Annotated in this window: 16 protein-coding genes; 7 read left to right on the top strand and 9 right to left on the bottom strand. The window is 69.6% G+C overall.

Annotated features, from left to right (window positions below):
* Positions 1–485: GAF domain-containing protein (locus HA630_RS19665; RefSeq protein ID WP_166837045.1), on the bottom strand; the 485-nt coding region annotated here is incomplete at its 3' end.
* 642 nt (positions 486–1,127) lie between these two features.
* Between HA630_RS19665 and HA630_RS19660 the strand changes: the two genes are divergently transcribed.
* Together HA630_RS19660 and HA630_RS24790 are read left to right on the top strand one after the other, a co-directional pair.
* Positions 1,128–1,709, top strand: coding sequence for a LexA family transcriptional regulator (locus tag HA630_RS19660; RefSeq protein WP_166837043.1), 582 nt, complete (start codon positions 1,128–1,130; stop codon positions 1,707–1,709).
* 33 nt (positions 1,710–1,742) lie between these two features.
* Positions 1,743–1,877 carry a hypothetical protein gene (locus HA630_RS24790; protein ID WP_256368665.1) on the top strand — a complete coding sequence of 45 codons (135 nt, stop codon included), beginning with the start codon at positions 1,743–1,745 and terminating at the stop codon, positions 1,875–1,877.
* 57 nt (positions 1,878–1,934) lie between these two features.
* Here HA630_RS24790 and HA630_RS19655 read toward each other — a convergent pair whose 3' ends face one another.
* Positions 1,935–3,557, bottom strand: a complete 1,623-nt coding sequence (locus tag HA630_RS19655) for a diguanylate cyclase (RefSeq protein ID WP_166837041.1) — start codon at positions 3,555–3,557, stop codon at positions 1,935–1,937.
* A gap of 130 nt (positions 3,558–3,687) precedes the next feature.
* Positions 3,688–4,890, bottom strand: a complete 1,203-nt coding sequence (locus HA630_RS19650) for an HD-GYP domain-containing protein (RefSeq protein ID WP_166837039.1) — start codon at positions 4,888–4,890, stop codon at positions 3,688–3,690.
* Positions 4,891–4,999: 109 nt separating this feature from the next.
* Between HA630_RS19650 and HA630_RS19645 the strand changes: the two genes are divergently transcribed.
* The gene (locus HA630_RS19645) at positions 5,000–6,283 is read left to right on the top strand and encodes an HD-GYP domain-containing protein (protein WP_166837037.1); all 1,284 of its coding nucleotides are present in this window, start codon (positions 5,000–5,002) and stop codon (positions 6,281–6,283) included.
* Positions 6,280–8,697: an EAL domain-containing protein gene (locus HA630_RS19640; protein ID WP_371809303.1), complete on the top strand. Its 2,418-nt coding sequence runs from the start codon at positions 6,280–6,282 to the stop codon at positions 8,695–8,697. The genes HA630_RS19645 and HA630_RS19640 overlap by 4 nt, the downstream gene beginning before the upstream one ends.
* Here HA630_RS19640 and HA630_RS19635 read toward each other — a convergent pair.
* Both HA630_RS19635 and HA630_RS19630 read right to left on the bottom strand, forming a co-directional pair.
* Positions 8,685–9,206: a TlpA disulfide reductase family protein gene (locus HA630_RS19635; RefSeq protein ID WP_166837035.1), complete on the bottom strand. Its 522-nt coding sequence runs from the start codon at positions 9,204–9,206 to the stop codon at positions 8,685–8,687. The two genes, HA630_RS19640 and HA630_RS19635, sit on opposite strands and share 13 nt — an antisense overlap.
* Positions 9,203–9,805: a hypothetical protein gene (locus HA630_RS19630; RefSeq protein ID WP_166837033.1), complete on the bottom strand. Its 603-nt coding sequence runs from the start codon at positions 9,803–9,805 to the stop codon at positions 9,203–9,205. Before HA630_RS19630 ends, HA630_RS19635 begins: the two co-directional genes overlap by 4 nt.
* A 69-nt stretch (positions 9,806–9,874) precedes the next feature.
* Here HA630_RS19630 and mpl point away from each other — a divergent pair, with 69 nt between their 5' ends.
* On the top strand, positions 9,875–11,275 hold the full coding sequence (mpl, locus tag HA630_RS19625) for a UDP-N-acetylmuramate:L-alanyl-gamma-D-glutamyl-meso-diaminopimelate ligase (RefSeq protein WP_166837031.1): 1,401 nt from the start codon (positions 9,875–9,877) through the stop codon (positions 11,273–11,275).
* Positions 11,276–11,285: 10 nt separating this feature from the next.
* On the opposite strand, the gene HA630_RS19620 is transcribed toward mpl, so the two are convergent.
* The 4 genes from HA630_RS19620 to rodA form a co-directional block, all read right to left on the bottom strand.
* On the bottom strand, positions 11,286–11,606 hold the full coding sequence (locus tag HA630_RS19620) for a hypothetical protein (protein ID WP_166837029.1): 321 nt from the start codon (positions 11,604–11,606) through the stop codon (positions 11,286–11,288).
* Between the two features lie 67 nt (positions 11,607–11,673).
* Positions 11,674–12,822: a 3-deoxy-7-phosphoheptulonate synthase gene (locus tag HA630_RS19615; RefSeq protein ID WP_166837027.1), complete on the bottom strand. Its 1,149-nt coding sequence runs from the start codon at positions 12,820–12,822 to the stop codon at positions 11,674–11,676.
* Between the two features lie 271 nt (positions 12,823–13,093).
* Positions 13,094–14,554, bottom strand: a complete 1,461-nt coding sequence (gene tldD / locus HA630_RS19610; protein ID WP_166837025.1) for a metalloprotease TldD — start codon at positions 14,552–14,554, stop codon at positions 13,094–13,096.
* A 23-nt stretch (positions 14,555–14,577) separates the two neighbouring features.
* On the bottom strand, positions 14,578–15,732 hold the full coding sequence (gene rodA / locus HA630_RS19605; protein WP_166837023.1) for a rod shape-determining protein RodA: 1,155 nt from the start codon (positions 15,730–15,732) through the stop codon (positions 14,578–14,580).
* A 22-nt stretch (positions 15,733–15,754) separates the two neighbouring features.
* Here rodA and HA630_RS19600 point away from each other — a divergent pair, with 22 nt between their 5' ends.
* Complete coding sequence (locus HA630_RS19600; RefSeq protein WP_166837021.1) at positions 15,755–16,357, top strand: YqiA/YcfP family alpha/beta fold hydrolase; 603 nt, start codon at positions 15,755–15,757, stop codon at positions 16,355–16,357.
* Between the two features lie 86 nt (positions 16,358–16,443).
* A partial coding sequence (locus HA630_RS19595; protein ID WP_166837019.1) for an ATPase domain-containing protein occupies positions 16,444–17,111 on the top strand: 668 nt, incomplete at its 3' end.

The raw sequence follows: 17,111 nt of genomic DNA, 5'->3' as shown, positions 1-17,111 counted from the left end.
TCCAGCAGGTGCATGAGCTGGCGGGCCAGGCGGCGCAGGGTGTCGGCCTCGTCGGCGCTGAGCTGGCGCGGCTGGCGGTCGATGACGCACAGGGTGCCGATGGCCAACCCGTCGGGCGACACCAGGGGGCAGCCCGCGTAAAAGCGGATGTGGGGCTCGCCCCGCACCAGGGGGTTGTCGGCAAAGCGCTCGTCGCACCAGGAGTCCTCGACCACCAGAATGTCCGACTGCGCGATGGTGTGGTGGCAGAAAGCCACCTGGCGTGCGGTGGCGTCCACGTCCAAGCCCACCTTGCTTTTGAACCACTGCCGGTCCTGGTCGAGGAGGGAAATCAGCGCGATCGGCACCCCCAGCAGGCGGCTGGCCAGGGCGGTGAAGTCGTCGAAGGCCGGTTCCGGCGGCGTGTCCAGCACCTCGTAAGACAAGAGCCGGGCGAGCCGCGCCAACTCCTGGGCCGAGGCGGTGGGGTCTCCAGAGACACGCATTCCGAACACCTTTCTGACAGCTTGCGGCACAGTTCGCCGGCACCAGCATGTCGCAAGGCCGCGGGCGTTGCCCAACGGGGCCCCAAGCCCCCACCGGTGTTGGGGTTGGGGTTGGGGTTGGGGTTGGGGTTGGGCAGCGTCCCTTGCGCGGCGCAACGGTCTGTGCCTGTTTATAACAGCACGCGCAGCCCGCTGTCAGGGACCCGGCGCGTCGAAGGGCCAGGCAGGCTGCGGTGGGGCGGTCGGCCACCAGCCAGCGGCTGGCGACAAAAAAGCCAACGGCCACCTGGGGGGTGGCCGTCTCGGGTGGCGCAGGGCGACTCAGGCCTGGGTGGCTTGGGTCGTCCAAGAGCGCCGCGTCGTCTCGATGACGCGCTGGGCTTGGGTCTGAACGTTCATTTGTCCCTTCCTTTCGTTGTTGTGGTGGCATGGTGCCAGAGCCATGTGTCAGCCGCGTGAAACCCACAGGGCTTTGCCGCAGTAAAGCGAATGGATGTGTGTTGGCTTACACGAGTGGATTGACCTTGTGCCACGGACGAAAGTTCCCTTGTCTCGGGGCACGAGCCCCCCATGCCCTGGGCTTGACGGCCGGCCCACCGACATGCACAATCGTGAACATTCATTCACCGCACTGCACGCCCGATGTCGGACCAGCAACACCTCGACGCCCTGCGCACCTACTGGAAAGCCAACAAGGCCTTCCCGGCCATGGCCAAGCTGGCCGATGTGCTGGGGCTGGCATCGTCTGGCGGGGTGTTCAAGGTGATCGGACGCCTGGTGGACGCCGGCTACCTCGAGCGCACCGCCGGTCGCATCGCCCCGACCAAGGCCTTTTTCGCGCTGCCGGTGCTGGGCAACGTGCGCGCCGGCCTGCCCCAGCCCGAGGACCAGTCCTCGGGCCTGGAAACCGTGGGGGTGGAGGACTACCTGATCCACCACCCCGAACGCACCGTGTTTTGCCGGGTGCGCGGCGACTCCATGAAGGACGCCGGCCTGCTCGACGGCGACATGGTGGTGGTGGAACGCCACCGCCCCACCCGCACGGGCGACATCGTCGTGGCCCTGGTGGACCAGGAGATGACGGTCAAACACCTGTTCCCCGCACCCGCCGGCCGTGGCTGGGTGCTCAAGCCCGCCAACCCCGACTACCCCGACATCGTGGCCCACGAATCGCTGGAAGTGATCGGCGTGGTGGTGGGCGCCTTTCGCCGGCTGGGCCGCTGACGCCCCCTTCATCCCTACCTTGGACGACACCCCATGAGCCTCAAAGCCATCCTTCGCAAGCTCACCGGTCGCGGCGGCGCACTGAACAAGGCCCGCACCACCCGCGAAATCTGCCACCTGAACGTGATCGCCGCCAGCGCCCGGGTGTCGGTGTACGAACTCGACTGACGCACAGGGCCGAGCCCGCGCGGCAGGTCGGTGCGCGGACAGCCGCCCGTGGCAGCGTCAGGCGACCACCGGCAGCGCGGCGGCCGGCGTTGGCACAGTGGCCACCCGGTTGCGGCCCTGCTGTTTGGCGCGGTACAGGGCCTGGTCGGCCTGGGCCAGCAAGGCCTCAGGGGTTCCCTCCTCGCCCGGCTGTTGCGCGGCCACCCCCACGCTGATGGTGACCACCTCAGCCACCCCAGAGGCCGCGTGCGGCAAGGCGTGCGCCAGCACCGCGGCGCGCAGGGCCTCGGCCTTGCGCAGGGCACCGTCCCGGTCGCAATCGGGCAGCAGGCAGACGAATTCCTCCCCGCCGTAGCGGGCCACCAGGTCGTGCGAACGCGTCAGGCCGGCTTGCAAAATGGCCGCCAGCACCTGCAGGCAGGCATCGCCGGCCGCGTGCCCATAGCGGTCGTTGTAGCCCTTGAAGTGGTCCACGTCCACCATCAGCACGGCCAGCGGCCGGCCTTCACGCTGACAGCGCCGCCACTCGGCCTGCAGTTGCTCGTCGAGGCGGCGGCGGTTGGCCACACCGGTCAACCCGTCCGACAGGGCCAGGGCGCGCAGTTGTTCGCTTTGCGCGTGGAGCTGCTGGTTGAGGGCCTGCAACTCGGCATTCTTTTGCCGCAACAACCGGGACGCCGCTTCGGCATCGTGGGCACTCTGGCGCTGTCGGCGTTGCAGCAGGAACAGCAGGCCGGCGCTGGTCAGGGCCAACAAACCCATCAGCCCGCCCTTGATCCAGCCCTCGGCCACCCAGCTGGCCTGCACGGCCGCGGCATCGCGTTCGGCCACCACCAGCAAGGGCAGGTTCATGTTCAGGGCCGCGGGTTGCACCCGCCCTAGGGCCTGCCACTGCACGGCCTCGCCGGGCAGCGGGGCCATGGCGGCAAAGTAACGGGCCTCCCCGCGGGCCAAGAAGGCGGCCATCGCGCTGCCGGGCACGGCCGCCACCATGTCCGGGCCATCGGGCCGGTGCGGCTCCTGCATGAAGGGCGTGCCCAGGCCGTGGACGATGCGCACGCGCATGTCGGCGGCGTAGCGCACCGACTGGAGCAGGATGCGGAACTCGTCCGGGTCGAGCGTGGCCGAGACGATGCCGTACGCACTGCCGTCGCCGTTGGCCACGGTGCGCACGACGTTGAGGGCATAGACCCCGAGCGCGGTGAGGTAGGGCGGGCTCACGTACAGGGTGTCGGTGCTGGGGCTGGCCATGGCGGCGCGGAAGTAGTCGCGCTGGCGGAAATTTCGGCCGACCAGCTCGGGCCGGTTGGAGGCCAGCACCGTGCCCCGAACGTCGATCAGGGTCAGGGTGCGCACCCCGGGCATGGCGTCGGTGTAGGCCTTGAGGCGGCGGTGGGCGGCGGCCATGTTGTCGCTCTGGCGCCAACGTGGCACCTCGTCACGGATGTTGACGAGTGCGCGGTTGATGCTGTCGAGTTGCCGGCCGATGTTGTCGTGCAACACCGCCACGGTGGCCAGCAGCCGCTCGCGTTCACGCTCACGCAGGGCCCGGTGTTCGTGCACCTGGGTGTACAGCAGCACACCCGCGAGCAACAGCAGCGCACCGACCAGGAAGAGCCACTCCACCAGAAATACACTGGTCAGGCGGCGGTGGGGCGACCCGGCGGGTGGCAGAAACATGGACAGTCCTGAGGGTTCCCGGCGGGGAGGGTCGGCGACGGTGCGCACAGGCCATCCTGCGTCCGATACGACTGACAGTCGCACCAGTATAAATCACCCCCCTTGACTGCTACAAACGAACCATCGCCGGTCACACCCGGGCCAGCAGCTTCGCGGCGGGCAAGCGCAGCTTCACCGTGTCGGCGGTCACCCCGGCCTTGACCTCGTAAGCCGGCTCGGCGGTGTCGCGCAGCGCGGGTTCGCCGAGCGGCAGGCCGTCGCGGTTGATCACCGCCATGACCAGGGGCAGGTTGGCGCGCCGGCCGCGGCGCACCACCACCGCGCATTCGCCGTTGGCCAGGCGCACGTAGCTGCCCGGGATGTGGGCACCCAGCGTCTTGACAAAGGCGGCGCCCACCGCGGTGGGTTGGCCATCGGGCCCCAGGTAGGCGTCGCGCGCCGCGCGTTGCGCCGGCCAGCTGGGCCGGTCGGCGCGGGGCGCCAGCCGCGCCACGTAGATGTCGGCCTGGCGCAGCAGCAGCACGGGCCGGTCCAGGTCGGTGCGGCCGTCCACGTAGCCACCCACCTCGGGCACCGCGTGGTGGTCGCGCACGCAACGCAGCCACAAGGGGTCGTCCACGCCCAGCCGCTGCAGCAGGGCCGCGCCCCGCGCCGGGTGGGTCTGCACCTGCTCGCGCTGGGCCGCACTCAGGGGCTCGGCCTGGTGCGCCAGGGTGTCGTGCAGCCGTGCCATGCCGATGTTCATCGTCAGCGCGGCGCGCTGCAGGCTGTCGCCATCGGACGGGCTCAGGTCCAGGGCGGGGCCGACCAGCCGGCAGACCACGGCGCACAACAGGGCGTGGGTGGCGCTGTGGCCCAAGCGGCGGTCCTGCAGCAGTTGCACCAGCACAAACAGGCTGTCGTCCACCCGCGTCTGCAGCACCCGCGCCATGCGCCGCTCAATTTGGGCCAGCCGAGGCAAGAAACCCTGCGCCTGCGCGCCCTGGTACAGCAGGGTGGCCAGGGCGTCGTGCAGGTCGGGCCAAACCTCCACCGGCGCATCGTGCTCGGGCTCGGGCGCCGCGGCCACCCCCATGGGCCGGGCCACGCCGGCGATGCTTTCCAGGCTCTGGTTGGCGCGCACCATGCGGTCGATGGCGGCGGTGTAGCGGAACGACCAGGCCTTGACCTCGGCCTCATCGGCCATGGGCCGGTGCATCTGCAGGCGCTGGCGGTGCTGTTCGTCGAGCAACACCTCACCCTTGCGCAGCAGCAGCACGCCGTGGGGGTCCCACAGGTTCACCGGCACCGGCGCCTGCAGGGCGAGGTCATCGAGCGGGAAAGGGACTTGCATGGGCGGCACCATTGTGGTGACGGCAATGTACAACGGGCCGCGCGGCGGTGCAAAGTTTGGCGATAATGGTCTGATACGGCACGATCACTCAGAAAGGGAGCCTTACGCCATGCTGGACAGCACCCACCAGACGGTTCCGGTGGCCGACCTGCGCGTGGGGCTCTACGTCCACCTGGACCTGGGCTGGATGGACCATCCCTTTCCGTTCGGCAGCTTCAAGATCAGCTCGCAACAGCAGATCGACACCATCCGCGGCCTGGGCCTGAGCGCGTTGCGCTGGGACCCGGCCAAAAGCGACGCCCCGCCCCAGCCCACCGTGGCGGCAGCGGCCGCCCCCGCCCGCCCCGCACCCAGCCCGGCCGAAGAGACCGCGCGCGAACAGCAGCGCCAGTGGCAGGCCGCCCTGGCGGCGCAACGCCAGGCGCTGCAGCAGTGCGAACGGCGCTATGCCGAAGGCGCCCGCGCCTACAAAGCCATCCTGGACCAGCTGCCACAGCAGCCCGAAGCCGCGCGCACCCGCAGTGTCGAACTGATCGGCGGCATGGTGCAGGCGCTGCTGGGCCACGAGGAATCGGCCATCCGCCTGCTGAGCGAAAACCCCGGTGACCGCAACACCTTGCACGCCATGAACGTGACGGTGCTCAGCCTGCTGCTGGGTCAGGCCATGGGCCTGGCCGGCGACAGCCTGGAGGCCCTGGGCCAGGCCGCCCTGTTGCACGACGTGGGAAAGGCCGAACTGCCCGACCGCGTGCGCCACCGCGACGACGGCTTCACCGCGGCCCACCACAAGCTCTACCAGGAACACGTGGCCCACGGCGTGGCCCAGGCCAAGCGCATGGGCCTGTCGCCGCTGGCTCTGCTCACCCTGTCGCAGCACCACGAACTGGCCGACGGCAGCGGCTTCCCCACCGGCTGCCTGGCCGACAAGCAGGCCCCCACCTCGCGCATCCTGGCTTTGATCAACCGCTACGACGGCCTGTGCAACCCACCCAACCCGCTCAAGGCCCTGACCCCGCACGAGGCGCTGTCGCTGCTCTTCGCCACCCAGAAAACCCGCTTCGAGTCCACCACCCTGAGCGCCTTCATCCGCATGATGGGGGTGTACCCGCCGGGCTCGCTGGTGCAGCTCACCGACGGCCGCTACGCCCTGGTGGCGGCGGTCAATTCCTCGCGCCCGCTCAAGCCCCGGGTGCTGGTGCACGACCGCGGCGTGACCCGCGACGAGGCGCTGCTGCTCGACCTGCAGCAGCAGTCGCAGGTCGGCATCCAGCGCAGCCTGCGCGCCGACCAACTGCCGCGCCAGGCGCTGGAATACCTGTCCCCGCGCCAGCGCGTCTGCTACTACTTTGAACGGGCCCCCGGTGCCACCGACCCCACGGAGGCCGGCGCGTGAGCCACCTGCACTGGGCCCCCCTGACCGAAGGCCTGCTGGAGGCCGTCTGGGTGGTGGACCCGCACACGCGCCGCATCCTCACCGCCAACGGCGCCGCCACCCGGCTGCAGCAGCTCGACCCGGGCGCCCTCAACGGCGTGCCGGTGACCGACCTGGTGGCCACCCCGCAAGACCACCTGTTCTGGGAAGCCCTGGCCCCCGACCAGCCCGACACGCTGCACTCCGACACCCAGCTGCGCCGCGCCGACGGCAGCACGGTGTGGGTGGAGCGCCGCATCACGCCGATGCAGACCGAGGACGGCGCCTCGGTTTACCTGGTGGCGATGCAGGACAAAACCCAGCAGCACCAGACCGAACAGCAGCTGGAGACGCTGCTGGCCGAGCTGCGCGCCACGCTGGAGTCCACCGCCGACGGCCTGCTGGTGTGCGACCTGGACGGCGGCATCCGCGCCTTCAACCGGCTGTTCGCCCGCCTCTGGGAACTGCCCGAGGAACTGCTGACCCACCGCAACGACGACGCGGTGCACGCCTACCTGGCCAACAGCGTGCCCGACCCCACGCCCTACCTGCAGCGGCTGGGCCAGATCCAGCGCTCGCCGCTGCTGGAAACCGACGACGTGCTGGTGCTGCGCAGCGGCCGCATCCTGGAGCGGCTGTCGCGGCCGCAACTGGCGCGCGGCCGCCCGATCGGGCGGGTCTACGTGTTCCGCGACATCACCGAACGCTCCGCCACCGAGGCCCAGCTCAAGCTGGCGGCCAAGGTGTTCGAGTCCAGCCTGGAGGCCATCTTCGTCACCGACCCGGCGCACCGCATCGCCGTGTGCAACCCGGTGGCCGAGCGCATGGCCCAGCGCAGCAGCCAGGCCCTGCAGGGCGTCTCGGCGCGCGAACTGTTTTACTCGCCCACCCAGCGCGACTGGCTGAGCGACCTGGACGAGAAGCTCAACGCCCGGGGCTACTGGGAAGGCGACATCTGGCTGCGCCAGCCCGACGGCAGCGCCACCGCGCTGCAGGCCTCGTGGGTGGTGCTGCGCGACGGGGACGGCTCCGCGCTCAACACGGTGGTGTTCGTCAAGGACCTGTCGGAAAAGCTTGCCGCGCAGCAGCGCATCGAACAGCTGGCCTACACCGACGCCCTGACCGGCCTGCCCAATCGGCTGATGCTGACCGAGCGCGTGGGCCACGCCATCCGGCTGGCCGAACGCAACCGGGCCCCGTTTGCGGTGATGTTCCTGGACCTGGACCGTTTCAAGAGCATCAACGACTCGCTCGGCCACCTGTTCGGCGACCGGGTGCTGATCGAGATCGGCCAGCGCCTCAAGCACTGCCTGCGCCAGACTGACACCCTGTGCCGCCTGGGCGGGGACGAATTCGTCGTCCACCTGCACGACGCCGACCACGCCGGCGCCGAGATCTCGGCGCAACGCATCATCGACGCGGTGACGCGCCCGGTGCAAATCGACGACATGAGCTTCAACCTGTCGTGCAGCGTGGGCATTGCGCTCTACCCGCACGACGGCCAGACGCTGGACGAACTGATCCAGCACGCCGACACCGCGATGTACCAGGTCAAGGAGCGCGGCAAGGGCCACTACCGCTTCTACCGGCCGCAGATGAACGCGGACCTGCTCTCGCGCATCCAGATGGACCACGCCATGCGCGAGGGGCTGAAGCGGCGCGAGTTCGTGCTGCACTACCAGCCGCGCGCCGACCTGCAGACCGGCGCCCTGAGCGGCTGCGAGGCGCTGGTGCGCTGGAACCACCCGGAACGCGGCATGGTGTCGCCGGGCACCTTCATCACGGTGGCCGAGGAATCGGGCTTCATCGTGGCCCTGGGCGACTGGGTGCTGCAGGCCGCGGTGCAGCAGGCCGCGGCCTGGCTGCGCACCGGCACGCCGTGCCAGGTGGCGGTCAACGTCTCGGCGCTGCAGTTCCAGCAGGCCCACTTCGTCCACGGCGTGGCCCAGACCCTGGCCGAGCACGGCCTGCCGCCGCACCTGCTGGAGCTGGAACTGACCGAATCCATCCTGATCCACGACGCCGACGAGGCGCTGGAACGGCTGCAGGCCCTGGCCCAGCTGGGCGTGCAGCTGGCGCTGGACGACTTCGGCACGGGCTACTCCAGCCTGACCTACCTCAAGCGCTTTCCGCTGCACAAGCTCAAGATCGACCGCACCTTTATCGCCTCCCTGCACGAGGACGAGGCCGATGCCGCCATCGTCGCGGCCATCGTGCAGATGGGCCACGCCATGAAAATGGCGGTGGTGGCCGAGGGCGTGGAACTGCCGGCACAGCACCACCGGCTGCAGCAGCTGGGCTGCGACCAGTTCCAGGGTTTTCTGTACGCGCCGGCCGTGCCCGCCGACGCGTTCGAGCGGCTGGTGGCCGCGGGCACCCGGCCTCAGGTCGACTGAGCCCAGTCGGCCAGATCCTGCGGACGCACCTGGCCGATCTTGCGGTGGGCCACCTGGCCGCGGGCGTCGAACACCACGGTGTAGGGCAGCCCGCCGTTGGCGTTGCCCAGGGCACGGCTGAGTTCGGTGCCGCCCAGGCCGGCCATGGCCACAGGAAAGTCCAGCGGCAGCCGCTGCAGGAACTGGCGCACCGCGCTGGGCTGGTCCACCGCCAGGCCCAGCACCTGCCAGCCTTGGGCCTGGCGCTCGCGGTAAAAGGCGTTGAGCAGCGGCAGTTCCTCCACGCAGGGCGGGCACCAGGTGGCCCAGAAGTTCAGCAGCAGCGGGCGGCCGCGGAAATCGGCCAGGGCCACCGGACGGCCATCGGGGGCATCCCAGGTCTGGGTCCAGACGGCGTCGAGCGCGCCGTCGGCCACGGCCTGGGGCTCGAAGCGCCACCAGGCCAGGCCCGCGCCCGCCACCCCGGCGGCGGCGGCCACGCCGCCCATCAGCAGTTGTCGTTTGTTCATGGGTGTTCCGAGTCCGAAAGGGCCAACAAGGTTCGCACCGCCTGGGCATCACCGCGCGGTTTGCGGCCGGCCTCGTCGGGCAGCAGGCTGCCACGCTCGGCGCGGCCGTCGTTCACCAGCAGGTGCACGCCGACCCAGGTCTGCAGCGCGTCGCAGCGGCTGCGCAGGCTCAGCGCCTCCACCGCGTGGCCGTGCAGCCCGGTCACCGACTGGGCCTCGTATTCCACGCCGCGGTTGATCAGCGCCAGCTCCACCGCCTTGGGGTCGTCGCTGAAGAGTTGCAGGTACACGTCGCTGAGTTGGGTGGCGGTGCCGTGCCAGACGGCGCCCCCCAGCAAGGGGCGGAATTCGGCCAGCCGCTCCATCCAGACCAGCGCCAGCTCGCGCAGGGCGCGCAATTCGCCCGGCTGGGTGTCGGCATGGAACAGGGCCAGGTGCTCACGCACCGCCGCTTCCACGGCGCCGTTGTCGGGCAGCGCGGTGCGCGGCGGCAGGCCCAAGGCCTTGAGCGCGCGCTTCTTGGCGGCGCCGTAGTCCAGCCCCTCGTCCACCACCAGGGCGGCGGCGGCGTGGGCGATTTCCTGATGCAGCGTGTCCATGCCGCGATTGTCGGCCATGCGGCCAAGGCCCCAGGTGGCGGGGGGTCGGGCGCGCCGATAATGGCGGCCATGCACATACACATACTGGGGATTTGTGGCACCTTCATGGGCGGCGTGGCCGCGCTGGCGCGCGAGGCCGGGCACCGGGTGACCGGCTGTGATGCCGGCGTGTACCCGCCGATGAGCGACCAGTTGCGGGCGCTGGGCATCGACCTGATCGAGGGCTTCGGCGCCGACCAGCTGGCGCTGCAACCCGATGTGTTCGTGGTGGGCAACGTGGTCTCGCGCGCCCGCCTGCCCGACGGCAGCCCCAAGTTCCCGCTGATGGAGGCCATTCTGGACAGCGGCGCCCGCTACACCAGCGGTCCGCAGTGGATGAGCGAGCACATTTTGCACGGCCGCCATGTGCTGGCGGTGGCCGGCACGCACGGCAAGACCACCACCACCTCGATGCTGGCCTGGGTGCTGGAGCACGCCGGCCAGCAGCCTGGGTTCCTGGTGGGCGGGGTGCCGCTGAACTTCGGCGTCTCGGCCCGGCTGGGCACGGGCGCGCCGTTCGTGATCGAGGCCGACGAGTACGACACCGCCTTTTTCGACAAGCGCAGCAAGTTCGTGCACTACCGCCCGCGCACCGCGGTGCTGAACAACCTGGAGTTCGACCACGCCGACATCTTCGACGACCTGGCCGCCATCGAACGGCAGTTCCACCACCTGGTGCGCACCGTGCCGGGCAGTGGGCGGGTGGTGGTCAACGGCCTGGAGGAAAGCCTGGCGCGGGTGCTGCACCAAGGCTGCTGGAGCGAACAGCGCAGCTTTGGCGCGGCGGTGAGCGACTACACCGCCGACGGCGACGCCAGCGACTTCGCCGTGCTGCACCGGGGCCGCCCGGTGGCCCGGGTGCGCTGGGGCCTGGGCGGGGTGCACAACCAGCTCAACGCGCTGGCGGCCATCGCCGCGGCCGAGCACCTGGGCGTGGCCCCGGCGATGGCGGCCGAGGCGCTGGGGCGCTTCCATAATGTCAAGCGGCGCATGGAGCTGCGCGGCCGGGTGGCGCGGCCGGGCGGCGACATCGCCGTGTACGACGACTTTGCCCACCACCCCACCGCCATCCGTACCACGGTGGACGGGCTGCGCCGCCAGCTCGACCGCAGCGGCCAGGGCACGGCGCGCATCCTGGCGGTGTTCGAGCCCCGCTCCAACACCATGAAACTGGGCACCATGAAGGCGCAACTGCCCTGGAGCCTGGAGCACGCCGACCTGGCCTTCTGCCACAGCGGCGGGCTGGGCTGGGACGCGGCCGACGCGCTCGCGCCCATGGGCGAACGCGCACGGGTGGCGCCGGACATCGACACCCTGGTGCGCCAGGTGGTGGCCGCCGCGCGCCCGGGCGACCAGCTGCTGTGCATGAGCAACGGCGGATTCGGCGGCGTGCACGACCGCCTGCTCGCGGCCCTGCAAGTGCCGGGCTGAACGCGGCGCGTCAGTAAGAGACGGTCAGCGAGGGCACGTCCACCCGAACCACCGGCTTGACCAGCATGGCGCTCACCGCCCGGGCATAGACCATGGCCCAGGGCCGGTGCGCCGGGTCGGTGAAACGGCTTTCGCCCACCGCCTGGGCGATCGCCAACGCCTTGTCGGCCAACAGCACCTTGCCAGTTAGGCGCAGGGGCTCGCACTCCAGCTCGTGGAACTGGTCGTCCAGCCAGGCGCGGGCCATGTCGTGCGGCATGGGCTGCACCTCTTCCAAGTCAAAGGTGTGGCGGGACGCATCGCCCCAACTGACGATCACCTGGCTGCGCATGGGTGCGGGCTCCTGTGTGTGGTGTGCAAGCGGATCGGCCCCATTGTGCAACCGACCCGCCCCGGCATCAAGCCTTGGCCTTGCCGCCCTTGTGCTGGGCACGGCGCGCGGCCACGGCGTCCGACAGGGTCTGCAACAGCAGCACCGAGTGGTCCCAGTCGATGCAGGCGTCGGTGATGCTCTTGCCGTACTCCAGGGCGGCCACGTCGTCCTTGCCCGGGGTGAACTTCTGGGCGCCGGCCTGCAGGTGGCTTTCCACCATGACGCCGAAGATCTGGCGCGAACCGGCGCTGAGCTGCTGGGCGATGTCCTGGGCCACGTCCATCTGCTTCTGGTGCTGCTTGCTGCTGTTGGCGTGGCTGCAGTCCACCATCAGGGTGGCGGGCAACTTGGCGGCTTCCAGCTCGGCGCAGGCGGCGGCCACGCTGGCGGCGTCGTAGTTCGGGGCCTTGCCGCCGCGCAGGATCACGTGGCAGTCCAGGTTGCCCTTGGTCTGGACGATGGCGACCTGGCCGTTTTTGTGCACCGACAGGAAGTGGTGGCCCCGGCCCGCGGCCTGGATGGCGTCGGTGGCGATGCGGATGTTGCCGTCGGTGCCGTTCTTGAAGCCGATGGGCGCGGAAATGCCCGAGGCCAGTTCGCGGTGCACCTGGCTTTCGGTGGTGCGCGCGCCGATGGCGCCCCAGGAAATCAGGTCGCCGATGTACTGCGGGCTGATCACGTCGAGGAACTCGCTGCCCGCCGGCAGGCCCAGGCGGTTGATTTCCAGCAGCAGCTGGCGCGCGATGCGCAGGCCCTCGTCGATCTTGAAGCTGCCGTCGAGGTAGGGGTCGTTGATCAGGCCTTTCCAGCCCACGGTGGTGCGCGGCTTCTCGAAGTAGACGCGCATCACGATCTCCAGCGTGCCCTTGAAGTGGTCGCGCATCTCCTTGAGGCGGCGGGCGTAGTCCATGGCCGCGGCCGGGTCGTGGATGGAGCACGGCCCGATGACGACCAGCAGGCGGTCGTCCTTGCCCTGCAGGATCTGGTGGATGGTCTTGCGGGTGCTGGCGATGAGTTTTTCCACCTCGGTGCCCTGGATCGGGAAGAAGCGGATGAGGTGTTCGGGCGGAGGCAACACGGTGATGTCCTGGATGCGTTGGTCGTCGGTCTGGCTGGTGCGGTCGGCGGGGTGCGCATACCAGACGTCGGTCGCGGCGGTGGCGGCTTTGCTCATCGTGAGGTCCTGTCCTGAAAAAGTGTCAAAGGGGGTGGGTGTGGGCTAAAAAAAAACCGCCGGGGTGACCGACGGTTTCTGTGAGGCTCTGGTGCTTTTCGGGCCAGCTTCAGCTCTCTCTTCCGTCGGTGACGCGTGAGATCCAAAAGTAGGCAAAGTAAAACCGAGCGGCTTTCATGCGTTTCAATGTATCACAAACTGCGTGACAGCAGGCTGACAAGCGCGCGGGCACTGTGGGGCGCACGCCACGGTGGCGGCCTGCGCGGCCGCCTCAGGCGGTGCCGCCCACGGTCAGGCCCTCGATGCGCAGCGTCGGCTGGCCCACGCCCACCGGCACGCTCTGGCCTTCTTTGCCACAGGTGCCCACACCGCTGTCCAGCGCCAGGTCGTTGCCGATCATGGTCACTTTCTTGAGCGATTCCGGCCCGCTGCCCACGATGGTGGCGCCCTTGACCGGGTACTGCAGTTGGCCGTTCTCCACCCACCAGGCCTGGCTGGCGCTGAACACGAACTTGCCGCTGGTGATGTCCACCTGCCCGCCGCCGAAGTTGCTGGCGTACAGGCCTTTCTTGATGCTGGCGATGATTTCGGCCGGGTCTTTGTCGCCGCCCAGCATGTAGGTGTTGGTCATGCGCGGCATGGGCAGGTGGGCGTAGCTTTCGCGCCGGCCGTTGCCGGTGGGCGCGACGCCCATGAGGCGCGCGTTCAGGCTGTCCTGGATGTAGCCGCGCAGGATGCCGTCTTCGATCAGCACGTTCTTCTGGCTGGCACAGCCTTCGTCGTCCACGTTGAGCGAGCCACGGCGGTCGGCGATGGTACCGTCGTCCAGCACGGTCACGCCCTTGGCCGCCACGCGCTGGCCGATCCTGCCGCTGAACGCGCTGCTGCCCTTGCGGTTGAAATCGCCCTCCAGGCCGTGGCCCACGGCTTCGTGCAGCAGCACGCCGGGCCAGCCGGGGCCCAGCACCACGGTCATCTCGCCGGCCGGGGCCGGGCGGCTGTCCAGGTTGATGAGGGCGGCCTGCACCGCCTCGGTCACGTACTGCTGCAGCAGGGCGTCGTCGAAATGGTCCAGGCCGAAACGGCCACCGCCGCCGGAGGAGCCGATCTCGCGCCGGCCGGCCTGCTCGGCAATCACCGTCACCGACAGGCGCACCAGCGGGCGCACGTCGGCGGCCAGGGTGCCGTCGGCGCGGGCCACCAGCACCACGTCGTATTCGCTGGCCAGGCCGGCCATGACCTGCACCACGCGCGGGTCCTGGGCCTTGGCCAGGCGCTCCACTTTTTCCAACAGGGCCACTTTGGCGGTGCTGTCCAGCGTGGTGATGGGGTCGTGCGCCGGGTAGAGCGAGCGCGACTTGGACACCTTGGTGCGGCCGACCTTGGCCTTCTGGCTCTGGCCCTGGGCACCGATGGCGCGCACGCTGTGGGCCGCGTCCTGCAAGGCGGCCCAGGAGAGGTCGTCGGAGTAGGCGAACGCGGTCTTGTCGCCGCTGACGGCGCGCACGCCCACGCCCTGGTCGATGCTGAAGCTGCCGGTCTTGACGATGCCCTCCTCCAGGCTCCAGCCTTCGGCGCGGGTGTACTGGAAGTAAAGGTCGGCGTCGTCCACGCCGGGCACCAGGATCTCGCCCAGCGCCTTGCGCAAATGGGTCTCGTCCAGCCCGTACGGCGTCAGCAACAGGTCTTGGGCGGTGGCCAGTCGGGCCAGGGTCGGTTCGCGGGCAATCATGGGGCCATTGTAGGAAGTTGCGTTCAGCTCTGCACCAAGCGCTTGGATTTGGAGATCGACAGGATCATGCCCAAGCTGGCCCCCAGGGTGACCATGGCGGTGCCGCCGTAGCTGATGAAGGGCAAGGGCACGCCCACCACCGGCAAAATGCCGCTGACCATGCCCATGTTGACGAAGGCGTAGACGAAGTAGATCAAGGTCAGCGCGCCGGCCAGCAGGCGGGCGAACAGGGTGGGCGCTTCGGTGGCGATTTTCAGGCCGCGGTAGATCAAGAACAGGAACGCGGCCAGCAGCACCAGCACGCCGACAAAGCCGAACTCCTCGGCGTAGGAGGCGAAGATGAAGTCGGTGGTGCGTTCGGGGACGAAGTCGAGGTGGGTCTGGGTGCCCTGCATGAAGCCCTTGCCCCAGACACCGCCGGAGCCGATGGCGATCATGCCCTGGATGATGTGAAAGCCCTTGCCCAGCGGGTCCTTCATCGGGTCCAGCAGGGTGCAGACGCGCTGGCGCTGGTACTCGTGCAGCACCACCCAGTCCACGTCGGGCTGGCACCACTGCGGCTCCATGGCGATCAGGGTGACGATGCCCACCACCCCCAGCGCCACCGGCGGCAGGATGAGTTTCCAGCTCAGGCCGGCGAAAAAGATGACGAACAACCCCGACGCCGCCACCAGCAGGGTGGTGCCCAGGTCGGGCTGGCGCAGGATGAGGAAGGACGGCACGGCCAGGATGGCGGCGGCCACCCCAAAGTCCAGCGCCCGCAACTGCCCCTCGCGGCGCTGGAACCACCAGGCCAACATCAGCGGCATGCCGATTTTCATGATCTCGCTGGGCTGGATGACGATGCCGACGTTGACCCAGCGCTCTGCCCCTTTTTTGGTGATGCCGAACAGGGCCACCGCCACCAGCAGGGCCACCCCCACCGCGTACACCGGCACCGCCAGCGCCATGAGCCGCTGCGGCGGCACCTGCGCGGCCACGAACATCACGCCCGCGGCGATGGCCATGTTGCGGGCGTGCGCCAGGAAACGGCCGTCCACGTCGTGGCCCACGGAATACATCACGCCCAGGCCGATGCCGGCCAACAGCAGCACGGCCAGCAGGAACGGGCCATCGTAGCCCTGGAACACCGGGGCCACGCGTCGCCACAAGGGCGGTTTTTCGATCACGACTGCCATGGGGCTGGATTATCCTAGGCCCATGCCCCCTGCGCCGACCTTGCCCACCACCCACCTGCTCTACCTGCACGGGTTTCGTTCGTCGCCGCACTCCATGAAGGCGGTGAAAATGGCCGCCCGCGTGCGGCGCGACCACCCCGGCGTGACCTGGTGGTGCCCGCAGTTGCCGCCCTCGCCCGCCGCAGCGATGGCGCTGATCCGCCAGGGCACCGCCGACTGGCCGCGCGACCGCATGGCGGTGGTGGGCTCGTCGCTGGGCGGCTTTTACGCCACCCGGCTGGCGCTGGACACCGGCTGCCGCGCGGTGCTGCTGAACCCGGCGGTGGACCCGGCGCGCGATTTGGCGAAGTACATCGGCGAGCAAACCGCCTGGCACGACCCCGAGGAACGTTTCTTCTTCCGGCCGGAATACGTGGACGAACTGCGCGCGCTGGCGGGCGGCGCCCTGCCCCAGCCCGAACGGGTGTACGCGGTGGTGGCCCAGGGCGACGAGGTGCTGGACTGGCGCGAGATGGTGGGCCGTTACCCCGGCGTGCGCCTGAAGCTGCTGGTGGGCAGCGACCACGCTCTGAGCGACTTCGACGACCACATCGACGAAGTGGTGGCCCACTTGCAGCTGGGCTGAGGATCGACCAGCGCTCCCACGGTGCGGGCGCTCTGGGGCGGCAGGGCACCGCCAGCCTCGCCAGATCGGCTGCTACAGTGGCGCGCATGGCCAAAGACAAGACCCTGTACGCCTGCAACGAATGCGGCGGCACCACCCCGCGCTGGCTGGGCAAATGCCCGCACTGCAACGCCTGGAACAGCCTGGTGGAAACCGTGGCCGAGGCCCCCAGCGCGAGCAAGAACCGCCTGAGCGCCGGCCCCAAAAGCCTGGCCCCGACCGCCGAGCTGGCGGTGCTCAGCGACATCGAAGCCAGTGACGTGGCGCGCACGCCCACTGGCCTGGGCGAGCTCGACCGGGTGCTGGGCGGTGGCGTGGTGGAAGGCGGTGTGGTGCTGATCGGCGGCGACCCGGGCATCGGCAAATCCACCCTGCTGCTGCAGGCGCTGGACGCCCTGCAACGCGCCGGCCTGGACACCCTCTACGTGACCGGCGAGGAAAGCGGCGCCCAGGTCGCCCTGCGCTCGCGCCGGCTGGGGCTGGAACAGAGCCAGGTGAAGGTGCTGGCCGAAATCCAGCTCGAAAAAATCCTGGCCACGCTGGACGCGAAGCAACCGGCGATTGCGGTGATCGACTCGATCCAGACCCTGTATTCCGACCAGCTCAGCTCCGCGCCGGGCTCGGTGGCGCAGGTGCGCGAATGCGCGGCGCACCTGACGCGTGCGGCCAAGGCCAGCGGCGTGGCCATTGTGCTCGTAGGTCACGTCACCAAGGA

The organism is Aquabacterium sp. A08 (assembly GCF_011742065.1).
This window is presented reverse-complemented; position numbering and strand designations above follow the sequence as displayed.